This window comes from Helicobacter sp. 23-1044 (assembly GCF_053654695.1).
This window is the reverse complement of the sequence record NZ_JBSIUQ010000001.1, coordinates 181152-203326: the sequence shown is the minus strand read 5'-3', so window position 1 is coordinate 203326 and position 22175 is coordinate 181152. Positions and strand designations below refer to the sequence as shown.

Annotated in this window: 28 protein-coding genes; 20 read left to right on the top strand and 8 right to left on the bottom strand. The window is 41.7% G+C overall.

The annotated features are described in order from the left end of the window. The first annotated feature begins 40 nt into the window (after nucleotides 1-40). Genes ACWIUD_RS01235 through ACWIUD_RS01220 form a run of 4 tightly spaced genes read left to right on the top strand, consistent with a single transcriptional unit; the run spans nucleotide 41 to nucleotide 2625 of the window. Nucleotides 41-745, top strand: coding sequence for a flagellar basal body L-ring protein FlgH (locus ACWIUD_RS01235; RefSeq protein WP_454145910.1), 705 nt, complete (start codon nucleotides 41-43; stop codon nucleotides 743-745). Beyond that, nucleotides 723-971 (top strand): hypothetical protein, encoded by a 249-nt coding sequence (locus ACWIUD_RS01230; RefSeq protein WP_454145908.1) that lies wholly within the window; start codon nucleotides 723-725, stop codon nucleotides 969-971. The genes ACWIUD_RS01235 and ACWIUD_RS01230 overlap by 23 nt, the downstream gene beginning before the upstream one ends. Next, nucleotides 971-1657: a pseudaminic acid cytidylyltransferase gene (gene pseF / locus ACWIUD_RS01225; RefSeq protein ID WP_454145906.1), complete on the top strand. Its 687-nt coding sequence runs from the start codon at nucleotides 971-973 to the stop codon at nucleotides 1655-1657. The genes ACWIUD_RS01230 and pseF overlap by 1 nt, the downstream gene beginning before the upstream one ends. A gap of 26 nt (nucleotides 1658-1683) precedes the next feature. Continuing rightward, nucleotides 1684-2625, top strand: a complete 942-nt coding sequence (locus ACWIUD_RS01220; RefSeq protein ID WP_454145904.1) for a hypothetical protein — start codon at nucleotides 1684-1686, stop codon at nucleotides 2623-2625. A gap of 10 nt (nucleotides 2626-2635) precedes the next feature. Here ACWIUD_RS01220 and ACWIUD_RS01215 read toward each other — a convergent pair whose 3' ends face one another. Next, nucleotides 2636-2842 carry a hypothetical protein gene (locus tag ACWIUD_RS01215; RefSeq protein ID WP_454145902.1) on the bottom strand — a complete coding sequence of 69 codons (207 nt, stop codon included), beginning with the start codon at nucleotides 2840-2842 and terminating at the stop codon, nucleotides 2636-2638. A 171-nt stretch (nucleotides 2843-3013) separates the two neighbouring features. Here ACWIUD_RS01215 and ACWIUD_RS01210 point away from each other — a divergent pair, with 171 nt between their 5' ends. Further along, entirely contained in the window at nucleotides 3014-3154 is a 141-nt protein-coding gene (locus ACWIUD_RS01210; protein ID WP_454145900.1) for a hypothetical protein, read from the top strand. A gap of 74 nt (nucleotides 3155-3228) precedes the next feature. On the opposite strand, the gene ACWIUD_RS01205 is transcribed toward ACWIUD_RS01210, so the two are convergent. The 5 genes from ACWIUD_RS01205 to bcp all read right to left on the bottom strand — a co-directional run bounded on the left by ACWIUD_RS01205 (nucleotide 3229) and on the right by bcp (nucleotide 6917). Next, on the bottom strand, nucleotides 3229-3660 hold the full coding sequence (locus ACWIUD_RS01205; protein ID WP_454146360.1) for a (R)-mandelonitrile lyase: 432 nt from the start codon (nucleotides 3658-3660) through the stop codon (nucleotides 3229-3231). A gap of 104 nt (nucleotides 3661-3764) precedes the next feature. Then, nucleotides 3765-4832: an aldo/keto reductase gene (locus tag ACWIUD_RS01200; protein WP_454145898.1), complete on the bottom strand. Its 1068-nt coding sequence runs from the start codon at nucleotides 4830-4832 to the stop codon at nucleotides 3765-3767. A 212-nt stretch (nucleotides 4833-5044) separates the two neighbouring features. After that, nucleotides 5045-5560, bottom strand: coding sequence for a threonine/serine exporter family protein (locus ACWIUD_RS01195; RefSeq protein WP_454145896.1), 516 nt, complete (start codon nucleotides 5558-5560; stop codon nucleotides 5045-5047). A gap of 2 nt (nucleotides 5561-5562) precedes the next feature. Beyond that, entirely contained in the window at nucleotides 5563-6393 is an 831-nt protein-coding gene (locus ACWIUD_RS01190; RefSeq protein ID WP_454145894.1) for a threonine/serine exporter family protein, read from the bottom strand. 17 nt (nucleotides 6394-6410) lie between these two features. Then, nucleotides 6411-6917 (bottom strand): thioredoxin-dependent thiol peroxidase, encoded by a 507-nt coding sequence (gene bcp / locus ACWIUD_RS01185; protein ID WP_454145892.1) that lies wholly within the window; start codon nucleotides 6915-6917, stop codon nucleotides 6411-6413. 186 nt (nucleotides 6918-7103) lie between these two features. Here bcp and ACWIUD_RS01180 point away from each other — a divergent pair, with 186 nt between their 5' ends. The 7 genes from ACWIUD_RS01180 to ACWIUD_RS01150 all read left to right on the top strand — a co-directional run bounded on the left by ACWIUD_RS01180 (nucleotide 7104) and on the right by ACWIUD_RS01150 (nucleotide 12569). After that, the gene (locus ACWIUD_RS01180) at nucleotides 7104-7868 is read left to right on the top strand and encodes an MATE family efflux transporter (protein WP_454145890.1); all 765 of its coding nucleotides are present in this window, start codon (nucleotides 7104-7106) and stop codon (nucleotides 7866-7868) included. Next, complete coding sequence (locus tag ACWIUD_RS01175) at nucleotides 7828-8433, top strand: MATE family efflux transporter (protein ID WP_454145888.1); 606 nt, start codon at nucleotides 7828-7830, stop codon at nucleotides 8431-8433. Before ACWIUD_RS01180 ends, ACWIUD_RS01175 begins: the two co-directional genes overlap by 41 nt. A 96-nt stretch (nucleotides 8434-8529) precedes the next feature. Then, complete coding sequence (locus ACWIUD_RS01170; RefSeq protein WP_454145886.1) at nucleotides 8530-9528, top strand: DNA adenine methylase; 999 nt, start codon at nucleotides 8530-8532, stop codon at nucleotides 9526-9528. A 10-nt stretch (nucleotides 9529-9538) separates the two neighbouring features. After that, nucleotides 9539-10141 carry a type II restriction endonuclease gene (locus tag ACWIUD_RS01165; RefSeq protein ID WP_454145884.1) on the top strand — a complete coding sequence of 201 codons (603 nt, stop codon included), beginning with the start codon at nucleotides 9539-9541 and terminating at the stop codon, nucleotides 10139-10141. 4 nt (nucleotides 10142-10145) lie between these two features. Next, nucleotides 10146-11492 carry a bifunctional phosphopantothenoylcysteine decarboxylase/phosphopantothenate--cysteine ligase CoaBC gene (coaBC, locus tag ACWIUD_RS01160; protein ID WP_454145882.1) on the top strand — a complete coding sequence of 449 codons (1347 nt, stop codon included), beginning with the start codon at nucleotides 10146-10148 and terminating at the stop codon, nucleotides 11490-11492. Beyond that, complete coding sequence (locus ACWIUD_RS01155) at nucleotides 11489-12205, top strand: hypothetical protein (protein ID WP_454145880.1); 717 nt, start codon at nucleotides 11489-11491, stop codon at nucleotides 12203-12205. Before coaBC ends, ACWIUD_RS01155 begins: the two co-directional genes overlap by 4 nt. An 88-nt stretch (nucleotides 12206-12293) precedes the next feature. Next, nucleotides 12294-12569 carry a DUF362 domain-containing protein gene (locus ACWIUD_RS01150; protein WP_454136191.1) on the top strand — a complete coding sequence of 92 codons (276 nt, stop codon included), beginning with the start codon at nucleotides 12294-12296 and terminating at the stop codon, nucleotides 12567-12569. Between the two features lie 34 nt (nucleotides 12570-12603). Here ACWIUD_RS01150 and ACWIUD_RS01145 read toward each other — a convergent pair whose 3' ends face one another. Continuing rightward, entirely contained in the window at nucleotides 12604-13716 is a 1113-nt protein-coding gene (locus tag ACWIUD_RS01145; RefSeq protein WP_454145878.1) for a hypothetical protein, read from the bottom strand. 68 nt (nucleotides 13717-13784) lie between these two features. On the opposite strand from ACWIUD_RS01145, the gene ACWIUD_RS01140 reads away from it, so the two are divergent. The 7 genes from ACWIUD_RS01140 to ACWIUD_RS01110 are packed head-to-tail and all read left to right on the top strand — an operon-like array spanning nucleotide 13785 to nucleotide 20096. Beyond that, nucleotides 13785-14480, top strand: a complete 696-nt coding sequence (locus ACWIUD_RS01140) for a triose-phosphate isomerase (RefSeq protein ID WP_454145876.1) — start codon at nucleotides 13785-13787, stop codon at nucleotides 14478-14480. A gap of 4 nt (nucleotides 14481-14484) precedes the next feature. Beyond that, nucleotides 14485-15315: an enoyl-ACP reductase FabI gene (gene fabI, locus ACWIUD_RS01135; protein WP_454145874.1), complete on the top strand. Its 831-nt coding sequence runs from the start codon at nucleotides 14485-14487 to the stop codon at nucleotides 15313-15315. Nucleotides 15316-15317: 2 nt separating this feature from the next. Next, nucleotides 15318-15467, top strand: a complete 150-nt coding sequence (locus ACWIUD_RS01130) for a hypothetical protein (protein ID WP_454145872.1) — start codon at nucleotides 15318-15320, stop codon at nucleotides 15465-15467. Nucleotides 15468-15473: 6 nt separating this feature from the next. After that, complete coding sequence (locus ACWIUD_RS01125) at nucleotides 15474-16346, top strand: carbon-nitrogen hydrolase (RefSeq protein ID WP_454146358.1); 873 nt, start codon at nucleotides 15474-15476, stop codon at nucleotides 16344-16346. Then, complete coding sequence (locus ACWIUD_RS01120) at nucleotides 16346-17926, top strand: MATE family efflux transporter (RefSeq protein WP_454145870.1); 1581 nt, start codon at nucleotides 16346-16348, stop codon at nucleotides 17924-17926. Before ACWIUD_RS01125 ends, ACWIUD_RS01120 begins: the two co-directional genes overlap by 1 nt. Before the next feature lie 42 nt (nucleotides 17927-17968). Next, a complete protein-coding gene (locus ACWIUD_RS01115; RefSeq protein ID WP_454145868.1) occupies nucleotides 17969-19633 on the top strand; it encodes a saccharopine dehydrogenase family protein in 1665 nt (554 codons plus the stop codon). A 10-nt stretch (nucleotides 19634-19643) separates the two neighbouring features. After that, nucleotides 19644-20096: a restriction endonuclease gene (locus ACWIUD_RS01110; protein ID WP_454145866.1), complete on the top strand. Its 453-nt coding sequence runs from the start codon at nucleotides 19644-19646 to the stop codon at nucleotides 20094-20096. Between the two features lie 30 nt (nucleotides 20097-20126). On the opposite strand, the gene ACWIUD_RS01105 is transcribed toward ACWIUD_RS01110, so the two are convergent. Beyond that, nucleotides 20127-20309: a hypothetical protein gene (locus ACWIUD_RS01105; RefSeq protein WP_454145864.1), complete on the bottom strand. Its 183-nt coding sequence runs from the start codon at nucleotides 20307-20309 to the stop codon at nucleotides 20127-20129. A 111-nt stretch (nucleotides 20310-20420) separates the two neighbouring features. Here ACWIUD_RS01105 and ACWIUD_RS01100 point away from each other — a divergent pair, with 111 nt between their 5' ends. Continuing rightward, on the top strand, nucleotides 20421-22175 hold the full coding sequence (locus ACWIUD_RS01100; RefSeq protein WP_454145862.1) for a nitrite/sulfite reductase: 1755 nt from the start codon (nucleotides 20421-20423) through the stop codon (nucleotides 22173-22175).

Below are 22175 nucleotides of genomic sequence, written 5' to 3'. Positions count from 1 at the left end.
TAAAAATGCGCGAATTATACCAAAAATTTAAGGCGATTTTATGAAAAAGATTTTTTTGTTTGTGTGCGCGAATCTTGCGCCATTTGCGATATTTGCTGACCCGATTATGGATTTTTCTCCGCCAAAATATGTCGAAGAGTTGCCTGAGAAAGATTTTATCGAAGAGTTTCCCAAACTTGGTTCGCTATTTGGGCAAGGTGAGCGTCCTATGTTTGCCGATAGACGCGCTATGCGGGTAAATGATATTTTGCTTGTCCTTGTTGATGAGAGTTCAAGTGCGAGTTTTAACACGCAAAAGGCATATACGGGCAATCAAAACGGCACACTTACCGCGCCTAGCGTGGATTATACGGGCAATGACGCGCAAATCGCGCAAAATATCAACTCTTTCAAAGATGGTAGCGCGTTTAATATGAATTTAGCAAATTCTGCGACAAATTTCAGCGGTGGCGGTTCGCAAAATCGCACAGAGCGCGTGAATTTTGAGCTTATGGCGCGAGTGATAAAGGTGCTAGAAAACGGCAATTATTACATTGAGGGGACGCGCCAAATTATGGTGGATGGCGAAAAAAAGGTAATGCTTTTAAGTGGCGTGATTCGCCCCTATGACATTACTTCAAATAATACGATTGCTTCGCGCTACATTTCTGAGCTGAAACTAAACTACACAAGCGAGGGCGATATAAGCGATAAGAGGCATAAAAATTGGGGGAGCAAAGAGATTGAAAACGCGTGGCCTTATTAGTGGCAATTTGTCTTTGGGTATGCAATTTGCGCACGATTCGTCATTGCGAGGCGCACGAAGCGAAGCGAGTGCAACGAAGCAATCCACACCGAATCGTCATACTGAGCATAGCGAAGTATCCAAAACACGCGAATCTAATGAAAATGGCGAATCAATGACCCAAAAAAGAATCAATGGATTAGATTCGCCTATCAATGACAAAAATCTTGCGTTAGAGATTTGCTGATGAATTTCGCCATAATCCCAGCGCGGGGCGGAAGTGCGCGAATCCCGCGTAAAAATATCAAAGATTTTTGTGGCAAACCCATCATCGCATATTCGATTAAAACAGCACAAGATTCGCAAATCTTTGATAAAATCATCGTTAGCACCGATAGCACGGAGATTGCGCAAGTAGCGGTGGATTTTGGCGCAGAAGTGCCACATTTGCGCGAATCTTTTTGCGATGATTTTGCTACGACTTTGGAGGTTTTGGCGTATGAGGCGAATCGCCTAAATTTGCAAAAAAATGACAATATTTGTTGCATTTATCCCACTGCGCCGTTGCTAAAAGTGGATTTTTTAAAAAAGGGCTTTGAGAAATTTTTGCAAAATCAAAAATCTTATATTTTTAGCGCGTGTGAGTATAATGCAAATCCATTGCGGAGCTTTTTTGTGAGAGATGACAAGATTCAAATGTTAGCCGAGCGATTCGAGCTATTACGCTCACAGGATTTAGAAGCGTTGTATTATGACGCGGGGCAGTTTTATTTTGGAAGCGCAGAAAATTTCTTATCAAAAAAGCCTATTTTTAGCGAGGATTCGCGAATCATAAAAATCCCGCAGATTTTTGTAGCGGACATAAATACGCCTAGCGATTGGGAAATCGCCGAGCTAAAATACAAGATTTTGGCGGATTCGCACAAGATTTAGGCGCAATTCAAAGCAAAGGGCGAAATTTGAGCATCTTAAAAGCAGTGATTTTCACAGAAGCGGGGAAAAACTTTGGCTTGGGGCATTTGAGCCGTTGCATTGCGCTAAAAAGCTACCTACAAAATGCGGATTTTGCGGTTGAGATTTACAATAGGGGCGATTATGAAAGCGCAAATGCGACAAATGCAAATTGGCTAGAAAATCCGCACGATTTGATAAAAAATGCCGTGCTAATCGTGATAGATTCGTATTACGTGCCTTTTGAATTTTACGATTTCGTATTGCAAAATGCCAAAATCTGCGTTGCGTTAGATGATTTTAGTCGAATAGCCTATCCAAAGGACTGCATTATCCTAAATCCCGCGCTAAACGCAAAGCGACTTTACAATGACAAAATCCCAAATGAGATTTTTGCGGGCGTGGAATATGGGCTACTTAGAAAAGAATTTCGCACCAAAGAGCCAAAAAAAATCAGCAAAGAAATAAACAAAGTGCTAATCACACTAGGTGGCAATGACTTTGCAAACAACACGCAAAAAGCCCTTGACATCGTGCAAAAAGAGCTGTCATACTCGCAAATCAGTGTCGTTTTGCCACGATATTATGAACCGCTAAATTGTGGCTTTGGGACGCAAATACACGCAAATCTCTCCGCAAGAGAGCTAAAAGATTTAATGATTGAGAGCGACTTAATCATCTGTGGCGGGGGCGTAACGGCGGTAGAAGTGCAATCCACGCGCACACCAAGTATCGCGCTAGAAATCGCGCCCAACCAAAGCTATCAATTAAGGCAGTGGCAAAAAGTAGGACTACGAATAGCCCAAAATCCTTATGCCCTAAAACCGCTCATCAAATCGCTTGTCCGATTAAAGGATAGAAACAAAGTCTATAACTTGCTAAACAAAGTCGCCATCGGCGCGGAATTGCCAAAATTTGTAGAAATGCTAAAAAGGCGCGTTTTGGCGTGATTACGCGAATCTAAATGCGTGTGTGAATCGCGTGCGAATCGCAGAATCTTATTAAAAATCGCAGAATCTTATTAAAAATCGCAGAATCTAGCGCAGATTCTGCGAATCGCACAAAAACGCAGAATCTAAAATAGAGATTCTTCGCTTTGTGCTTCGATAAGAATGGCAAAATAAAGGTAGATTCGGCATTAAATTTTGTCATTGCGAAGCGAATCAATCGCCACTCTCCCCGTCATTGCGAGATTCGCATAGCGAATCGAAGCAATCCACTAATGGGACTTGCGAAACAAATGCAAATCACTGACTTTAGGCGAATCTAAATGTAATAATTTATTGTTTCAATTTTGGGTTATTGATTTTATCTAGCTTTTAGATTCGCGTGATTTGGATGGTTGCTTCACTTCGTTCGCAAAACGAAGTTTCTTTAGTAAATCCTACGGATTGCTTCGCCTTGCTAACGCAAGGACTCGCAATGACGGGAGAGTGGATTCGATTGCTTTGCGCAAATCTACGATTCGCCTTGCAATGACGAAATTTTTATTTTAGATTCGCACGAATCTTGCGCGAATCGCAGTAATGCAATTCCACGCAAATTCCACGAATCTACTTTGCCTTTTTTAGCGCGGATTTGTATTCCTCATCGCTTACTTTTTCAAGCCAATTTACATTATTGCCGTCCTTTACGCCTGTAAGTGCGATATGTGCGCCGTTTTGCTTATCAGTCGCGCCGTGCCAATGCTTCAAATCAGGTGGGCAAAGAATTGTATCGCCCTTGTGTGCGAGTTGCACCACGCCATTTTCCGTGCCTGTGATGATTGTGCCCTCTGTTACGATTAGCGTTTGTCCTGCTGGGTGTGTGTGCCACGCAGTCCTAGCTCCTTTGCTAAACTCTACTAATCCCCCGCCAAACGCCCGATAAGGTGCGTCTTTAAAAAGCGTTGTTACTTTGACTTTGCCACTGAAAATCTTATCACTGCCTTCAAATCCGCCCAAACTCCCCGCTTTGACTAGCTCTTGCTCTGCCGCATTTACCATACTCAAACCTCCTAAAATCACGCATAGCGCGATAAAATTTGCTATTTTTTTCATTTTTTATCCTTTCAAATTAAAAATTATACAACTTTCATCAAACAAAATCCCTATCGCGTAAAGTTCTCCCCTGCTGTGCGCTCGTTAAACCACTTGATTCGCGCGGGGTCTTGATGGTCTAGCAAAGGTTTGCCCGTCTCTAATTTGGCGATTTTTGCCAAATCCGCGCTTGTTAGCTCAAAGTCAAAAATAGCTAGATTCTCTCGCATTCTCGTGGGCTTCGTAGTCTTTGCAACGCTAATAATGCCTCGCTGATAAATCCAGCGCAAAATTACCTGCGCCACGCTCTTTTTATGCGCTTTGGCGATTTTGCTTAAAGTTTTGTCATTTAAAATATTATCACGCGCCTGTTTTAGCGGACTAAACGCCTCCATTTGAATGCCTAATTCTTTTAGATTTTGCAACGCTTTTTCGTTTTGAAAATGCGGGTGGCACTCGATTTGATTGACTGCGGGTTTGATTTCGTTGTTTTGCGCAAAATCCATAATCCGCGCGGGATTAAAGTTGCTAACACCAATCGCACGGACAGCTTTGTCCTTATAAAGCGCACTCATCGCCCTCCACGCGCCATAAGTGTCATTTACGGGCTGGTGGATTAGGTATAAATCCGCGTAGTCGATTTGGAGCTTTTTTAGGCTCTCAAAGTAGGCTTTTCCCGCCAAAGCTTCGTTTGCGTAGGGGCGAAAAAGTTTGCAAGTGATAAATAATTCATCGCGTTTTACCCCTGTGGCTTTGAATGCGTAGCCTATGGCTTCCTCGTTTGCGTAGCTTTGCGCAGTGTCAAATAATCGATAACCCGCTTCTAGCGCGTCCTCTACGGCTTTTTGCGTGGCTTTGGTATCGCCAAGTTTGAGTGTGCCAAATCCCACTGCTGGCATAATAACGCCGTTATTTAGCGTGAATGTGGGGATTTTTGCGGGGTTTTTAGTCGAATCTGTGTTTAGATTCGCGCCCTTTAAATCCGCGCTTTTCGCACTTGAATCGCTTGAATCCGCGCTCTTTGCCAAAAGAGTTGAATTGCCAAATGTCGCTAATGCGCCCAAAGCTACGCTCATTTTCGCGCTATTTTTGATAAATTCGCGCCTTTGCAAATCGCCTGTCAATGTTACATTTTTCATTTTTTATCCTTTTAAAATTAAATTTGTGGCGTTTAGATTCGCACTTTTAATTTGGCGATTCGCGCCTATTTTGCGCAATATTATCGCGAATCTAAATGCAAATCCAAAATCCACGATTGAAATTATAAAACATTAGAGTAGATCTAAGTCAAGGGTGAATCGCAAAAATTTATAAAAAAATCGCAAATTTTAGATTCGCACTTACGAATCCCTCACAGCCCCTTTAAGTTCTCATTTACGCTTTTGCGTGTCATCATAAAGCTCTGCTCATAAAAGATTACCAAGCTTATCGAAATGCCTACGGCGATGGCAAGAGAGACGGAGAAAGTGGTGATTAGATTATTTGTGATTTGGACTAAAAGGCGTCCTTGCGCTTCTAAATCGCCCTCGCTTGAAAAGTTAGCGATGGATAATATCGTGCGGTAGGCATACATACCCGGTATCATTGGCAAAATCGCGGGGAATGTGATGATTTCAGTGGGCGTTTTTAGGCGTTTGGCGAGCATCATACCAAGTATCCCGATGATAAATGCAGCGCAAAATGTCGCACTTGTGATGTCAAATCCGCTTTGTTGCAGGTAAAATCTCGCGCCGTGCGCCACTGCCGCAAGTAGCGCGGAGACAAATATCGTCCGCATAGGCGGATTACACCCGTAGGCAAATCCAAGTCCCGCCACTGCGGCAAATCCCGCGTCAATTAGCGAATTTATAAGCAATGCGCTATCCATTTTCAATACTCCATCGGTAGCTTTGAGAAGCTAAGCGTGGCGTATAATCCCACAGCTATGCAAGATATGAGAATTGTCACGCGGATTAGGCGAGAAAGTCCATTTAGCGAGTGTCCGTCCAAAATGTCGATAACGCCGTTGATTAGGTAAATGCCCGGGATTAGAAATAGCACACTGCTACCGATTGCGACATCTGGCTTGCTTGTAAGTCCCATCACTCCGCCAAAATAGGCAATCATCGATGCCACAAACGCGCACAGCGCGAAAATTATGCGTGCATCGATTTTGATTTTTACCAAAATATGGCGCACCAAAACGCCAATAAAAGTCGATACAAAAATCACGCCAACCGCCCCAAAGTCCCCGCCAAAAATCCTGCAAAACGCCGCAAATGCGAAGCTTGACAAAATCAAATTGCCAAAAAATCCATAGCGTTTTTGGCGCATTATCCGCTCAAAGTTCGCTTTTAGTGCCTCAAATGTGATTTTATCATCATAGGCGTGCCACGAGAGCGCGGAGAGCGCGGAGATTTTGTTAAAGTCAAGTGCCAAATCGCTGTATCCACGCACGAAAGTTTTGCTTTTGGTGTAGTTATCGTGCGCTAAAATGCTGATATTTATGGTGTGCGAGAAAATGGCAATATGCACATCGTAGCCAAACGCCTGTCCTATGCGCTTTGCGCACTTTTCTACGCGCGAAGTGTAAGTGCCGATGGATAGCATCGCCAAAGTGTAATCCATCAAAAACTCCGCGAGTGCCTGAATCTCGGCACTTTTTGCGTGAAATTCGGGTGCTTTTGGTGTGTAAAATTTTGTGAATTTATTAAAGTGCATTGTGCGTAAAATCGCCTTTATTTCGTGCTTTTTGTGCTTTTTTTGTTTGGATTCGCAGAATCTATGATATTTTTAAGCGATTCAAGCACTTTTTGTGCGTGATTTGCGGCTTTGACATTGTAAAATGCCTTTAAAATAATGCCATCTTTTATGATAAAAGTTGAGCGGATAATGCCTTCGTATTCTTTGCCGTAATTCTTTTTTAATCCCCACGCGCCGTAAGATTCGGCGATTTTGTGGTTTTCATCGCAAAGCAAGTTTATTTTTAGATTTTCTTTTACGATGAATTTTTGGTGCGATTGCTCGTTATCTGGGCTAACGCCTAAAATCTCCGCGCCTAGTTTGCCAAACTCCGCGCTTAGCGCGCTAAAATCATTTGCCTCAATCGTGCAACCCTTTGTCATATCTTTTGGATAAAAATACAAAATGACAAATTTGCCTTTGAAATCGCTAAGTTTAACTTTTTTGCTATTTTGATTTGTGGTGGTAAAATCTGGGGCTTTTGTAGTTGCTTCTAATCTCATTTTTGCGTCCTTTCAATTTATAAATCGCAGAATCTTTAAAAATGAAATTTTAGCGAAAAATTTAGTAAAATCGCGCTATTTTTTTGTAGATTCACACAGAATTTTGTGGCTTTTGAATCTAAATTTTTGTGATTGTTAAATCGCAAAAATGCGCATTTTACGCACGAATCCAAAAAAAGGCACTTTATGCAAATCTATCAAAACACAAATTTCGCCACGCTTTTTGGGCGATTTATCGCGCCTAGCGTGATTTCGGCGGTATTTTTTAGCATTTATACAATCATCGATGACATAAGCGTAGGGAGCTATTTAGGCAACGAATCTCTCGCAGCTATGGGGCTTGTAATGCCTTTTATATTCATCGCATTCGCGCTTGCTGATATGATAGCCATAGGCTCATCGGTGCAAATCTCCCTGCATTTAGGCAAAAATGCGCTCAAAGAAGCCAGAGAAATTTTTTGCGCTTGTGTGCTAGCGATAGTGGGAATCTCGTGCATAGTGGGCTTTTTGGTGTATTTTGGGCTTTCATTTTTGCTAGATTTTATGGATGCAAGTGAGAACATAAAGACTTTAAGCGCGGAGTATTCGCGTGTGATTGCCATATTTATGCCATTTATCGCGCTATCTTACGCGCTTGATAATTATCTGCGGATTTGCGAAAAGGGCGTTTATGTGATGTGGGTTGGGATTTTTGTGGTGATTTGCAATGTGGCTTTGGTGTGCCTTTTTGTGATTTGGCTTGAAATGGGGATTTTTGGTGCGGGTTTGGCGATAAGTTTGGGACTTAGTTTTGGGACGATTTTAAGTGTGTTGCCGTTTTTTTACGCAAGATTTAGTGCTAAAATTTTGCGCCCCAAAACTAACGCTCAAAAAATTTTTAGGCATTTTATACAACGGAAGCTCCGAGTTTTTGGGCAATATTTCAGGCTCACTACTTGCGATTTTTGCTAATGTAACGCTTTTACAACTAAGCGGTGCGCTTGGCGTGGCGGTGTATGCGGCGATTGTGTATATCGATGAGTTGGCAATGTCTGCGATAATGGCGATAAATACCTCGCTTCAGCCTATTTTAAGCTACTTTTTCGCACAAAGAAATCGCGCCGAAATTATGCGAATCCTCCGCTTTTTGATTTGCGTAAATGCGATTTTTTCGCTTGTCGTATTTGTGATTTTAATCGTATTTCGCGCCGAATTTGCGGGACTTTTCGCACCAAATGCCACAAAAGGCGAGGGTATAGAATTTGTCACATTTATGTCAGTCGCATTGTTGCTTTATAATCTAAACTACCTTGTAATGTGGTTTAACGCCCTTGTCAGCGAACTTTTGAGCGCATTTGACAAGCCGACATTTTCGATGATACTCTCGCTAATGGCAAATCTCATCGCGCCACTTGCATTTTTGCTGATTTTGCCACGAATCTTTGGCGTAAATGGCGTGTTTTTGGTGGGATTTTTCGCTGAAATTTGCGTGGTAATATTAAGCGTGATTTTGCTAAAAAAGTGCTTGCGATTTTAGAGCTGAATCTTTAAAAAAATGAATATAAGATTTTGTCATTTAGCATTAAGTCAAATTTTGTATAATCACAAAATTTTGTTTTAAGGAAAAATGACTATGTCAAATTTGGCTTACAACTTTTCTAATCAACCCGCGCTTTTTGAGGTGGATTCTAGTGTGGATTTGGTAGAGAATCTAGCGGAGAAAAAAGCGCGATTTTTAGATTCACTCAAAGGCAGAAATCTCACTTACAAACGCTACACCAAAAGCCCTTTGCGCTATGGAGGGGGCAAAAGCCTAGCTGTGGGGCTAATTTTGGAGCATTTCCCAAATAATATAAAGCGCGTAGTAAGCCCATTTATCGGTGGTGGGAGCGTGGAGGTGGCAAGTGCATTAGAGCTAGATTTGGAAGTCAAAGCCTTTGATATTTTTGATATTTTGGTAAATTTTTGGCAGGTTTTGCTTAGTGATTCAAAAGCCTTGTGCGAAATCCTCGTGAATCTAGAGCCAAACAAAGAGACTTATGAGCGTATAAAAGCCGAACTAAAAGCGCATTATAAAAATGAAGCAACGCTAGATTCGCTTAACTTAGCGCGGGATTATTATTTTAATTTTAATCTTAGCTATGGACCGGGATTTTTGGGGTGGATGAGCAAAATCTATGAGGACAAAACGCGCTATGGCAATATGCTAAACAAACTGCGTGATTTTGGGCGCAACAAAAAAGCGCGAAATCTTAGCGTGGAGTGCGCGAGTTTTGAGCGCGTGTTTGAGCTATATCCAAACGACTTTTTCTACTGCGACCCGCCATATTTTCTCACAGGGGATAGCAAAATGTTTAAGGGAATCTACCCTATGCGAAATTTTCCCATTCATCACAATGGCTTCAAACACGAGCTTTTGGCGGAGTGCTTACACGCACATAAGGGCAAATTTGTGCTAAGCTACAATGACTGCGAATGGGTGCGAGAGGCGTATAAAGACTTTAAGATTTTAGAGCCAAAGTGGCAATACACAATGGGACAGGGCGAAACGCGCATCGGCAAAAATCGAATCGAGCGAGGCGACACGGATAATATCAAGCAAAGCCACGAGCTTTTAATCATCAAAGAATGAGGGTGTAAAAATGAAAATTAGCGAAGTCAAAACGGCGTTTAAAATCGCAGATGTGGAGTTTGTGGCAGGTAGCACGAAGCTAAATTTTAATTATCTTAAAGATTTACGAGATGAAAACGGCAAATCATTACCACAAAGCATTTTAACCCAAAATGTTGCGCGGGTGTATTTAATCGTGGTTGATGGAGTGATAAAGAAAATCGGCGGTTCTCAAGCAGTGGGCGGAATCAAAAATACGCTAGAAATCTACAAAGACGGCGGAGTCAAAGGACGCCCGGGTATCCGTAGTTTTGGCGTGTGGTATTTTCTCTATCATACGATTTTAAGCGGGGCAAAAATCGAATTTTATATGATTTATCAAGAGAATTTTGAAAAAGAAATCAAAGGGCTTTTTGGGCTAAAAAATGTCAAAAATGCGTATATTTCGTATAAACTGATTGAGGAATGTTGCGTGGCGGATTATTTAGAGCGTAAAGGTGGCAAACACCCTGATTGGAATGTGCAAGAACAAGGCAAAGACTGGCCACTAGAAATCAAAAACGAACACGCAGAAATCCAAAAAAATGCACAAAGTAGAGCGAAAAAAGTCGTGCGAAAAGAAGCAAAGAGGTAGAAAGATGATTTTATCAAACAAACGCATTTTGTTGCTTGTAAGCGGGGGGATTGCGATTTATAAGTCGCTTGATTTAATCAGTGCGCTTAAAAAAGAGGGCGCAGAGATTTTTGTGGTGATGAGCGAGGAAGCCACAAAATTCATCGCTCCGCTCACATTTGAGGCGATGAGTGGCAACAAAGTCCTTTGCAAATCAACCGAATCTTTTCCCCAAATATCGCATATTTCTTACGCAAATCTTGCTGACATCGCGATTTTAGCCCCTGCAAGTGTGAATAGTATCGCCAAGCTCACACACGGAATCGCCGATAGTTTGATAATTGAGACGCTTTTGGCGTGTAAATGCGCCGTTTTTATCGCCCCTAGCGCAAATGTCAATATGCTTGAATCTGCGCAAAATAGGGCAAATATGGATTTGTTAGAGCAAATGGGCTACCACATAATCCCGCCCCGCACTAGCCTTTTGGCGTGTAATATCATCGCAAATGGCGCGATGGCGGAGGTTTGCGAAATTATATTTCATCTAAAACGCGCTTTTTGTGTTGAAACAAACGGCTATTTTTGGCGTGATAAAAATGTCATAATATCGGGTGGCGGGAGCGTGGAGAAAATCGATGCGATTCGCCATATCTCAAATGATTCAAGTGGCAAACAAGCGTCAAATTTGGCTTTGGCGTTTTATTTTTTAGGTGCAAATGTGAGTTTAATCTCATCAAAATTTCCGCTAAATCTCCCGCTAGGCGTGAAAAAAATCGCTGTGAAAAGTAGTGCGGAGTTTCAAGAAAAAATAGAAAATGAGCTAGATTTGTATGCGAATCGCACAAAAAACGCAGAATCTGCTCCATTTTGTCATTTTGAGCGTAGCGAAAAATCTCAAAATAGAGATTCTTCGATTGCTTCGCAATCTCAGAATGACAAAAACCAAAACACAGAATCTAAAAACACGATTTTCATTTCAGCTGCGGCAATTAGCGATTATTTAGTGGCGAAACCAGCGCAAGGCAAGTTAAAAAAAGAACATTTAGGCAAAGAGTGGGATTTGCATTTAATTCAAAATACTGATATTTTAGCGCAGATTTCTAGCAAATTTGGCGATTCGTGCTATATTGTGGGATTTAAGGCAGAATCAAACGCAGATTCTGCGATTTTAAACGCCAAAAAAATGCTTGATTCAAAGGGTTGCGATATGGTGGTGCTAAATGTGATTAGCGAATCTAATCAAATCGGCAGGGATAGCAATGAAGTGCGCATTTTCACACGCGAGTCTAGCGCAAAAATCCCACAAGATTCAAAGCTAAATATTAGCTTTAAAATCGCGCAAAATATCGCCAAAAATCTTGTAAAAAAATGATTCAAAAGATTTTAAATATCGCCAAAATCGCCCAAACCACGCAAAATAATAGCATTAAAAATTTCAACACCACGCTCCCATTGCTTTTAGAAATCTTGCAAAAAACGCAAAAAGGATTTTTATTAAAACTCGGCAACACCACAATAGAGGCAAAAAGCAATGCAAATTTGCAACTTGGCGCGAAATATTGGGCGATTGTGAGAGACTCGGGCGGTGAGTTGCTGATTTCAAAGCTAAAAATGCGCCCCAAAATCGCAGAATCTGCCAAAAATTCGCCCATTTTTTTCACGCCAAAAGATTTGGAGGCGATGGCAAAAAATGCGGATTTCGTGCGAGAATTTAGGGATAAATTGATAGATTCTGCGCTAAATACGCATTTGAAAGATGAGTTTGATTTCATCTCAAACTCGCTGTATGCGCTAAATCAGGGCATTTTAAATCTTGTGATAAAAGAGCAAAATCGCCACATTTTACTCCAAATAAAAAGGCAAAAAAACGAGCAAATTACCTTCTGCGCGGTGTTTCATAATTTAGGGATTGTAAGTGGCAGCATTTATCAAAATAAAATTTTGCATTTGAGTGTGAATTACGAAAATGTCAAAAAACTGCTAGAAAAAAATACATATAAATTAGATTTTAGCGAGGTTAATATCGTAGTGCGGGACAATTCGGTGCTTTATGAGATGATGGAAGATTTGTTTATACAAGCATAAAATTTGCAAAATTTATGGTATTTTTTGCAAAAAACACACTAAAATTTCAACTTGGCTTTTGCCAAAATTTAAATTTAAGGGAGATATGATGGCTGTTTTGATTACGGATATTTGCATTTCGTGCGGTTCGTGCATTGATGAGTGTCCTGTGAGTGCGATTGTCGATGATGATGATAATCCCACAGGCGAGGGCATTTACTATGTGTATGGCGATAAATGCGTGGAGTGCGTAGGGCATAATGACGCTCCGGCGTGCGCCACTGCGTGCCCGACTGATGGGTGCATCGTGTGGAGTGCGCTAGGAAGCACAAATCGCGATGATATCGGCGAAAATATGCGAGGTGGCGACACCGCCTGCGTGTAATTTTCAGTGCGCTATTTGTCCGCAAGTAGCGCATTCAAAGTATATTTTTCACACTCCCACTACCTACAAATCGCTTCTCTACGCCACCTACGCTGTAAATTAGCTCTAATTTATGAGCGATTTTGCCATCTTTTGCCTTATTTTTTATCGCCAAAAGTGCGGTGTTTTTTAGCGTAATTTTGTCATTTATGATGATTTCGTTGTTTGAATCAAATGTAGATTCTGCGTTTTGTGCTTTTAGATTGCTCTTTATGCTGTGTAAAATAACTTGTATTTTTTGCAAGTTTATAATTTCTATATTTTCGCCACTAAATGCGATTTTTAAATCCGCATTTGCATAGTTGATTTCTGGCGCACCGATGAGAAAAATATCATTTATAAAAACCTTTGAATCTATAAATATTTTGCCCTTAATATTTGTGCTTAAAAAAATATTTTCAAAAAAATAACTTATAAAAAATCGCATTTTGTTTAGTTTTATTTCAAGCGATTTTTGAATATTATCACTTAGATTTGAGCGATTATAATATCGCTTGAAAATATCGCGCACGGGGGCAGATTCAGCGATATTATCAAAATCATAAATGCCATTTTCAAAGAGCACTTCAAAAATATGCCGTTTTGAATCGATGATATTTTCACTCGCAATCTCGCAAACAAGGGACTTTATCGCACTTTCAATCTCCCATTTCAAATCTTCATCAAATACCTCGCCCACAAACTCCACATTGCAAATCGCATTTTGCATTTTTAGCTTGTAAAGCATCGCAGAATCTACGATTTTCTCCCTAAATTGCGTGATTTTAGCGTGAATCGCACTTGCAATTTCGCTCAAATTATTCTCCAAAATTAACTCGACAAATCTATAAGTATCAAGCTCAAAATCGCCCTTGAAATAGGCAGATTCTGCGTTTTGCGGATAGAAGATAAACTCATCATTTTCAAATCCCACTTTTACCACTTCATCGATGACAACCTCGCTAAATGCGATATTTTCGCTATGTGAAATGTGAAAAATATCGCCATTCACAAAATACGCAAAAAACAGCGGATTTTCCACCTCACACACGCTAAAATCGGGCATTTTGTTTGGGATAATTGTTTGGAGCGTTTTTTTAAGATTTTTTTTAAATTTTTGATAGAGCATTTTTTGCGCGAAATCCTTAAATATTTTTGTTAAAATTCTACAATTTTTTTTATTAGGATTGTAGAAAAATGAAAATTATCGCTGGTAATTTTAAGAGCAACAAAAATCGTGCCGATTCGATTGGCTACCTAAATGCGCTGGATTCGCGCCTAAATGCCGCGACAAAAGAGCTTTTGGATTCGCGAAAAATTTATATTTTTCCTGCGATTACTTCGCTTGTGGCAAATGATTTTGCGAATCTCACGCTTGGCGCACAAAACGCGCATTTTGCCGAAGGCGGCGCATTTACGGGCGAAATATCGCTTTGTCATTTGAGCGAATTTCACATAAAAACGATTTTAATTGGGCATAGCGAACGGCGGACGCTTTTTGGTGAAAGCGATGAAGTTGTGGCAAAGAAATTTGCGTTTTTTGCTGAGCAAAATTTTGAGATTTTTCTTTGTGTGGGGGAAAATTTGGCGATTCGCCAATCTAATAAAACAAAGGATTTTTTGCAATCGCAACTAAAAAATATCGATTTAGATTATCCAAATCTAATCATCGCTTATGAGCCTATTTGGGCGATAGGCACGGGACAAAATGCAAGTTTGGAGCAGATTAGCGAAGTCTATGAATTTTTGCAAAATATCGCCAAAAAGCCCATACTTTATGGCGGGAGCGTGAATGCAAACAATGCAAAAGAGATTTTGTCCGCGACAGACGGCGTTTTGGTGGGCAATGCGAGTTTAGAAGTAGAGCATTTTTATCAAATCATAAGGAGTTAAGATAATGCAAGGGAATATTTTAGAAGGTAAAAAAGGGCTAATTGTAGGCATCGCAAACAATAAGTCCATAGCCTATGGCATAGCGAAATCTTGCCACGAGCAAGGGGCGAATTTGGCATTCACTTTTATGAATGACAGCATAAAAAAGCGCGTAGAGCCGATAGCTTGTGAATTTGGTAGCGATAAGATTTATGAGCTAGATGTGGGGAATGAATCGCATTTTGGCGCGTTGCGTGAGAGTTTGAAAAGAGATTTTGGAAAAATCGACTTTATCGTGCATAGCGTGGCTTTTGCGCCAAAAGAAGCGTTAGATGGCGAGTTTTTGGCGACTTCAAAAAGCGCGTTTAATACGGCGATGGAGATTTCTGTGTATTCGCTTGTGGAGCTTGTGCGCGAAATGCTGCCTATAGTGAGCGAAAATGGCGCAATTCTTACCCTTAGCTATTTGGGAGCGCAAAAATATATCACACATTACAATGTGATGGGCGTGGCAAAGGCTGCGCTTGAATCCTCTGTGAGATATTTAGCTTATGAGCTTGGAGAGCGAGGGATTCGCATAAATGCCATTTCTGCGGGTCCCATTCGCACTTTGGCGGCAAGTGGAATTGGCGATTTTAGAATGATTTTAAAGTGGAATGAAATAAATGCGCCACTCAAAAAAAATGTCGGCATTAGCGAAGTTGGCGATTCGGCTATGTATTTGCTATCTCCGCTTTCGAGCGCGGTTACGGGCGAAGTGCATTATGTCGATTGCGGATATAGCATAATGGGAATGGCTGCCACAGAGGAAAAAGACGGCAAAATCCACATAGCGTGGGAAAATAAGGGAGAATAAAAATGAGCAATTTTGACGAAAACGAAAATGTTGGCGAAGAGGACTTTGATGATGATTTCGACTTTGATGAGTTAGATGACTTTGATGATGAGGATTTCGACTACGATGAGGATGATTACACTTACAGCGATGATGACTATGAGGATGAGTAGGCGATGATAGAACTCGCACTAATTCAGCACAGCTTCAAAGGCGAAGCGACAAATGACTTCATCGCAGAATCTATCGCCAAATCCGCAGAATCTGGCGCGAATTTAGTCGCATTGCAAGAGTTGCATTCATTTGAGTATTTCTGCCAAAGCGAAAATGTCGAGTTTTTCAAATACGCAGAATCTTTTGAGAGCCAAAAGGCATTTTTCGCGAAACTCGCAAAAGCGCATAAAGTCGTGCTTGTCACTTCGCTCTTTGAAAAGAGAGCAATGGGACTTTATCACAACACGGCGGTGGTGTTTGACAAAGATGGTAGCATAGCAGGGCAGTATCGCAAAATGCACATCCCCGATGACCCGAGCTTCTATGAGAAATTTTACTTTACGCAAGGCGATAATGACTTTGCGCCGATTAAAACAACGCTTGGTAAAATCGGCGTTTTAATTTGCTGGGACCAATGGTATCCCGAAGCGGCGCGTTTGATGGCGTTAGGTGGGGCGGAGATTTTGATTTATCCTACCGCAATCGGGTGGGATTTGAGCGATTCAGATGACGAGAAAAAAAGGCAACTAAACGCGTGGATTGCGGTGCAAAGGGGACACGCTATTGCAAATGGCATTTTTGTTTGCGCGATAAATCGGCACGGGATTGAAACGCAGAATCTATCAAATAACACGCAAAGTGCGATAAATTTTTGGGGGCATAGCTTTGCCTTTGGACCGCAGGGCGAGGAAATAGCGATGGCAAGTGCGGATAAAGATGAGATTTTACGCATTTGCATCGATAGGCGCAGAATCTCGCAAGTCCGCAATATATGGCCCTTTTTGCGCGATAGAAGGATTGAATATTATCATAATTTGACAAAACGATTTATTGACTAATGCCACGCAAAAAAATCGCAGAATCTAAAGCAATTCGTCTCTTACGCAACCTTCGCGGGAGCTTGAAAAATTCTCGCTTAATGGACTTTATGTCCTATTTTCGCTCGAATTTTTCAGCGCAACCCACGAATCTCGCGCAAGATACTAGAATTGCAAATGATTTAATTGTAGATTCTGTGAATCAAACGCAAGATTCACCGAATCAAACAAAAATCGCAGAATCTAATGCAAAATTCACAAAATCTAGCAACATTTCGCAGAATCTAAACGCACACTCCACCTTCAAATCTCGCGCAAAAAAAATCCTTCGTATCGCCATCCCTGCGGGATTAAACTCGCTTTTAGATATCGCAAACATCATCATCGGCATATTTTTGATGGGGCAACTCTCGCAATACCATATCATCGCCGTAGGACTTGGACTGAACTTCTTTATGATGCTTTTTGCCATCACAAATATCTTTTTTGTCGGCACAAATGCGCAAATTTCGCGCCTTTATGGTATGGGTGATTTTAGCGGGATTTGCGCGGTTTTATCAAGTATGTTTTTTGGCGTGTGTGTGCTGTCGCTGCCGATTTTTTTAGTCGCCGATTCGCTTCAACGCACCTATTTTGAGTGGATTGGCGTGGATGGCACTTCGCAGATTTTAGGCGAGATTTTCACCACCATCATCATCGCCACAATCCCCGCAGTTTTGCTCCGCACAATCATTATCGCCGCATTTAACGCCATTGGCAACACAAAAACGCCCTTTTACATAAAGATTTTCACCACCGCCCTAAATATCGCGCTAAATTTAGTGCTGATTTTTGTCGCAAATCTCGACATCGTAGGCATTGCGCTTGCAAATCTCATCACGGCGTATATGGAGTTTTTGATTTTACTATGCCTTTTAGCGCGAAAAAATGCGGTGCTAAAACTGCGCTACACTCTCAAATGGCGACTTTTCAAAAAAGGACTAATCATCGGCGTGCCAATCGGCGTTGAACGCGCATTCACCATCATTTCGCTAATGCTAATCGCCAAATTTGTCGCAAACTACGGGAGTGACTATCTCGCAGGACTTCAAATCGGCAGTCGAATCGAATTTATCGCAATAATGCCATCATTTGGATTCGTAGTCGCTTCGATGGCGCTCACAGGGCAGTTTTTAGGCGCGGGGAGGGCGGATATGGTGCGAAAATATATCCACACCACAATCATTTTGGCGTCCGCATTTATGGGCGTTATGGGGATTTTGATGGTTGCCTTTGGCGGGGGATTGAGCGCGTTTTTTAGCGACAGAAGCGAAGTGGTTTATAGTAGTTACTTGTATTTAGTATGCGTGGGATTGTCGCAAATCCCGCTTGTGTTTATCTTTGTCATCGATGGGGCGTTTCGCGGGGCAGGTGCGACAAAAATCTCGCTTTTTGTAAATACGACTTGTATTTGGATTTTACGAATCTTGCCAATGTATGTTTGCTTACAGCTAAAAATGCCTATCCTTGCGATATATCTCATCATTTTGATTGAGACATTTTTGCGTGGATTTGTGTTTTTTTATATTTTTAGAAAATATTTTGGCAGGATTTTTAGGTAGCGATTTTGCTAAAATTTGATTTTAAAATAATGGAGGTGCAAAATGGCGTGTGTATTGCAAATCGGAGCAGGTGGCGTAGGTGGCGTAGTCGCGCACAAAATGGCGATGAATCGGGGCGTATTTTCAAAAATCATATTAGCTTCGCGCACTTTGAGCAAATGCCAAGCAATCGCAGAATCTATCCGCGCAAAAGGCTTTGGCGAGATTGAGATTGACGAAGTAGATGCTAATAGCGTGGAATCTGTGGTGGCTTTGATAGAAAAATACCGCCCAAAACTCGTGGTAAATGTGGCGTTGCCTTATCAAGATTTGGCGATTATGGAGGCGTGCTTGCGCACGAAAACGCATTATTTAGACACGGCAAATTATGAGCACCCAGATAGCGCGCACTTTGAGTATAAAGAGCAGTGGGCTTATGATACGCGCTACAAGGAAACGGGGATTTTCGCGCTTTTGGGGAGTGGCTTTGACCCGGGCGTTACGAATGTCTTTTGTGCGTATGCGCAAAAGCATTATTTTGATGAGATTCATAGTATCGATATTTTGGATTGCAACGCAGGCGACCACGGATACGCGTTTGCGACAAATTTTAACCCCGAAATCAATTTGCGTGAGGTGAGTAGCAAGGGGAGATTTTGGGTGAAAAATGGCGTGGATTTGGCAAATCCCCCCTCCCTTGCGGAGGGGGCTAGGGGGTGGGTGGATTCTACAAGCCTAGAATCAAACCTTGCTTTAAATTCTGATTTGCAAGAGGATAAAATCTATCGCAAATTTGAGCGAAGCGAAAAGCATTTTGCATTAGAATCAAACACGCAAGATTTGCAAAATCAAAATTATTTCGGCGGGCAGTGGCGCGATGTCGCACCATTATCACTGATGAAAGAGTGGGACTATCTGGGCGTGGGCGTGAAAAACAGCTACTTGCTCTACCACGAGGAGTTAGAATCGCTTATCCGCAATATAAAGGGTTTGCGCAAAATCCGCTTTTTTATGACATTTGGCGAATCCTACCTAACGCATATGAAATGCCTAGAAAATGTCGGCTTACTTCGCATCGATGAAGTCGCGCACAAAGGGGGCAAAATCATTCCTATCGAAGTGCTAAAAACGCTACTGCCAGACCCAGCGAGCCTAGCCCCGCGCACCAAAGGGCAAACGCACATCGGCTGCTACATAAAGGGCATAAAAGATGGCGCGGAGCGGACAATCTACATTTACAACATTTGCGAGCACGAAAAATGCTACGAGGAAGTGGGCGCACAGGGGGTTAGCTACACCACAGGCGTGCCTGCGATGATAGGGGCGAAGCTGATATGCGAGGGCAAATGGGGCGTGGGGTGTGAGAAAACGCCAAATGACGCAAATAATGATGATATGCCAAAAGGCGGGGAATGGCAGGGGGTTGATAATGCGGTGGAATTGCAATCAAAAAAGGGGAATCCTGCGGAAGTATCTTGCGGGAAGTTCGTGGGTTGTGAAGCCACGAGCGAGGAAATAGAACTAAATCGTTCATTGACGAAGCGAGTGGCAAACTCCCGCGAAATTACCCAAGAGACAACGCAGGGTGCGGGGGTTTGGAATATGGAGCAAAACAACCCCGACTTTTTTATGCGCGAACTAAATACGCAAGGTTTGCCCTATGTTGTGGTTGAGTTTGATTCAAATGGAAATGCAAAAGTTTTGGAGGACGGATGCGAATCTAAATAAGGAAAAATAAATGATTTTTCAGCTTATGAAAATTTTGCGAATCTTTACAAAACCGCACAAAAAGCGCAAATCAAAGCAATTTTTAGAGATTGCAAATAAACAAAAAGGCGATAATTACGAATTTCAAATCGGTGAATCTTACAAGCGCAAGGGCTACAAAATCCACTACAATGGCATAAATATGGGCGTTGCTGATGGTGGCATTGACATAGTCGCACACAAAGGCGATGAGACGATTTTGATTCAATGCAAAAATTGGGAGCATTCGCAAGTCAAACAAGAGCATTTGCGAATCTTTTTAGGCGACTGCACGGCATATATCAAGCGCAATCAAAAATACCTTGCCAAGCGCAAGATTCGCCGTGTGTTTGTAACGAGCTGTAAGCGCACGGACTTTGGCGTAAAGCGATTCGTGGCAGAAAATAATGTAGAATATAAAATTGTGCCTTATAAAAAACGCTAAGCAGTTGCGAACCTAACGCAAAATTTCTTACTAAAATCCTATGAATTTATTTATAGGAATCACAAACAAATTTCGCAATGAAAAATTAAGTAGATTCTGCGATTTTTGCGTGATTCGCAGAATCTGCCACGAAAATTCTGCGAGATTCTGCGATTTTATGTGTAGATTCTGCGATTCGCAGAATCTATGCAGTTTTTGCCATTTTTGCCCCAAAATTTTGCGAATTTTTACAAATACAATATGATTTTAAAAATTTATGCTTGATTTTTTGAAAATTTATGCTATATTTTCGCTTTTAAAAATCACAAAATACAAAGGACAAAAATGAGCGGATATAAAATCCCAGATTCGGTTACCAAAGGCGACTTTGAGTTTTTTAAAAAATCGCTTGATGATTTGAAAAATGGCATAATCACAAAGGACGATTTTAAGGGCATTCGTGTGCCTTTTGGCGTATATGAGCAAAGGGAGCGCGAGACTTATATGGTGCGCGTGAAAACTTATGGCGGGGAGATAGAGCCAAAACAACTTGGTATTTTAGCGGACTATGCGGACAAATATGCAAACAATCAGCTTCACATTACTACGCGTGGCGGGATTCAGTTGCATTATACAAAGTTAGATGATTTATGCGAGATTTTGGAGAATCTGCACTCTATCGGGCTTACTTCGCGTGGTGGCGGAGGGGCTACGGTGCGCAATATTAACGCAGACATTCTCTCAAATGTCGCAAGTGATTGCGTTTTTGATGTGATACCTTATGCAAATGCGCTCACAACCAAAATGTTAGGGCTTAAAGATTCCTTTTACTTGCCTAAAAAATTCAAATTCGCCTTTTCTGCTTCAAGCGCGGATAGAGCGATGGCAACGATTACTGATGTGGGATTTATCGCTAAGATTCAAGGCAAAGAGCGCGGTTTTGAAGTGTGGGTAGCAGGCGGAATGGGCGCAAAACCACTGCTTGGATTTAAGCTAATGGACTTTTTGCCCGAATCGGACTTGTTTGTTTTGGCACAGGCGGCAAAGCAGATTTATGATAGGCACGGCGATAGAGAGCGCAAAAATCGAGCGCGGTTTAGATTCGTGGCTGAAAAGTTTGGCGAATCAGAGCTTTCAAAGATGATTTTTGATGAGATGAAAATCGTGCGGACAAATTTTGATTGCGCTTTGAGTGTCGAATCTAGCCCAAAATTGCCCGAATTAAGTGGCGCGGATTTAGAGATTCCACAAATGAGCGAAGCGCAACAAAAATGGTGGAATCGCTTTGTGATAAAGCAAGTGCAAAATGGCTATTTTTGCGCCAAAGTGCCTTTGAGTTTGGGCGATTTGAAATCCACTCACGCAAGGGAGCTTGCGCAAAGACTTGAAAAAATCGGCAATCACAGCTTATTTTTCGCACCAAATCAAAATATGTATTTGCGAAATTTAAGCGCGAAAAACTTGCTTAGTTTGCACGATTTGATTACGCAGTTTTCAACTCAAAGTGCCAAACCTGCCATTATCGGCGATATGGTGGCTTGCACGGGTGCGGCGACTTGTCAGCTAGGCATTGCGCGTCCGCGTGGCGCAGTGCTAAAAATCGAGGAATATTTGGAGGACAAGGGGTTAGATTTAGACGCGCTTCAAGAATTTAGGATTCAGCTCTCTGGCTGTCCAAATTCGTGTGCGAATCATTTTAGCGCGAATTTGGGCTTTTTTGGCAAGTCTAAACGCAATGGTGATTATAGCTATCCTGCGTATAATGTCGTAATCGGCGGGATTGTGAGTGCGAGTGCGGAGAAAAAATCGCGCTTTGCGAAAAAAGTCGCGGATATTTCGGCATTTCACTTGCCTGAATTTATCTATCGTGTTTTGGCAAAATATATCCCGCAAAAAGCGCAATATCCGCTATTTGAGGATTATGTCGATAGCGTGGGTGAAGCGGAAATCATCGCAATCGCAGAATCATTGCAAGAGATTCCTAGCTTTGATGAAAATCCTGCGCCATATTATGACTACACGAGCGATAAACTCTTTGGCGAGACAAGCAAAGAGCGAGGCATTGGCGAAGAGCATTTTAAAGAAATTAAACCACATTAA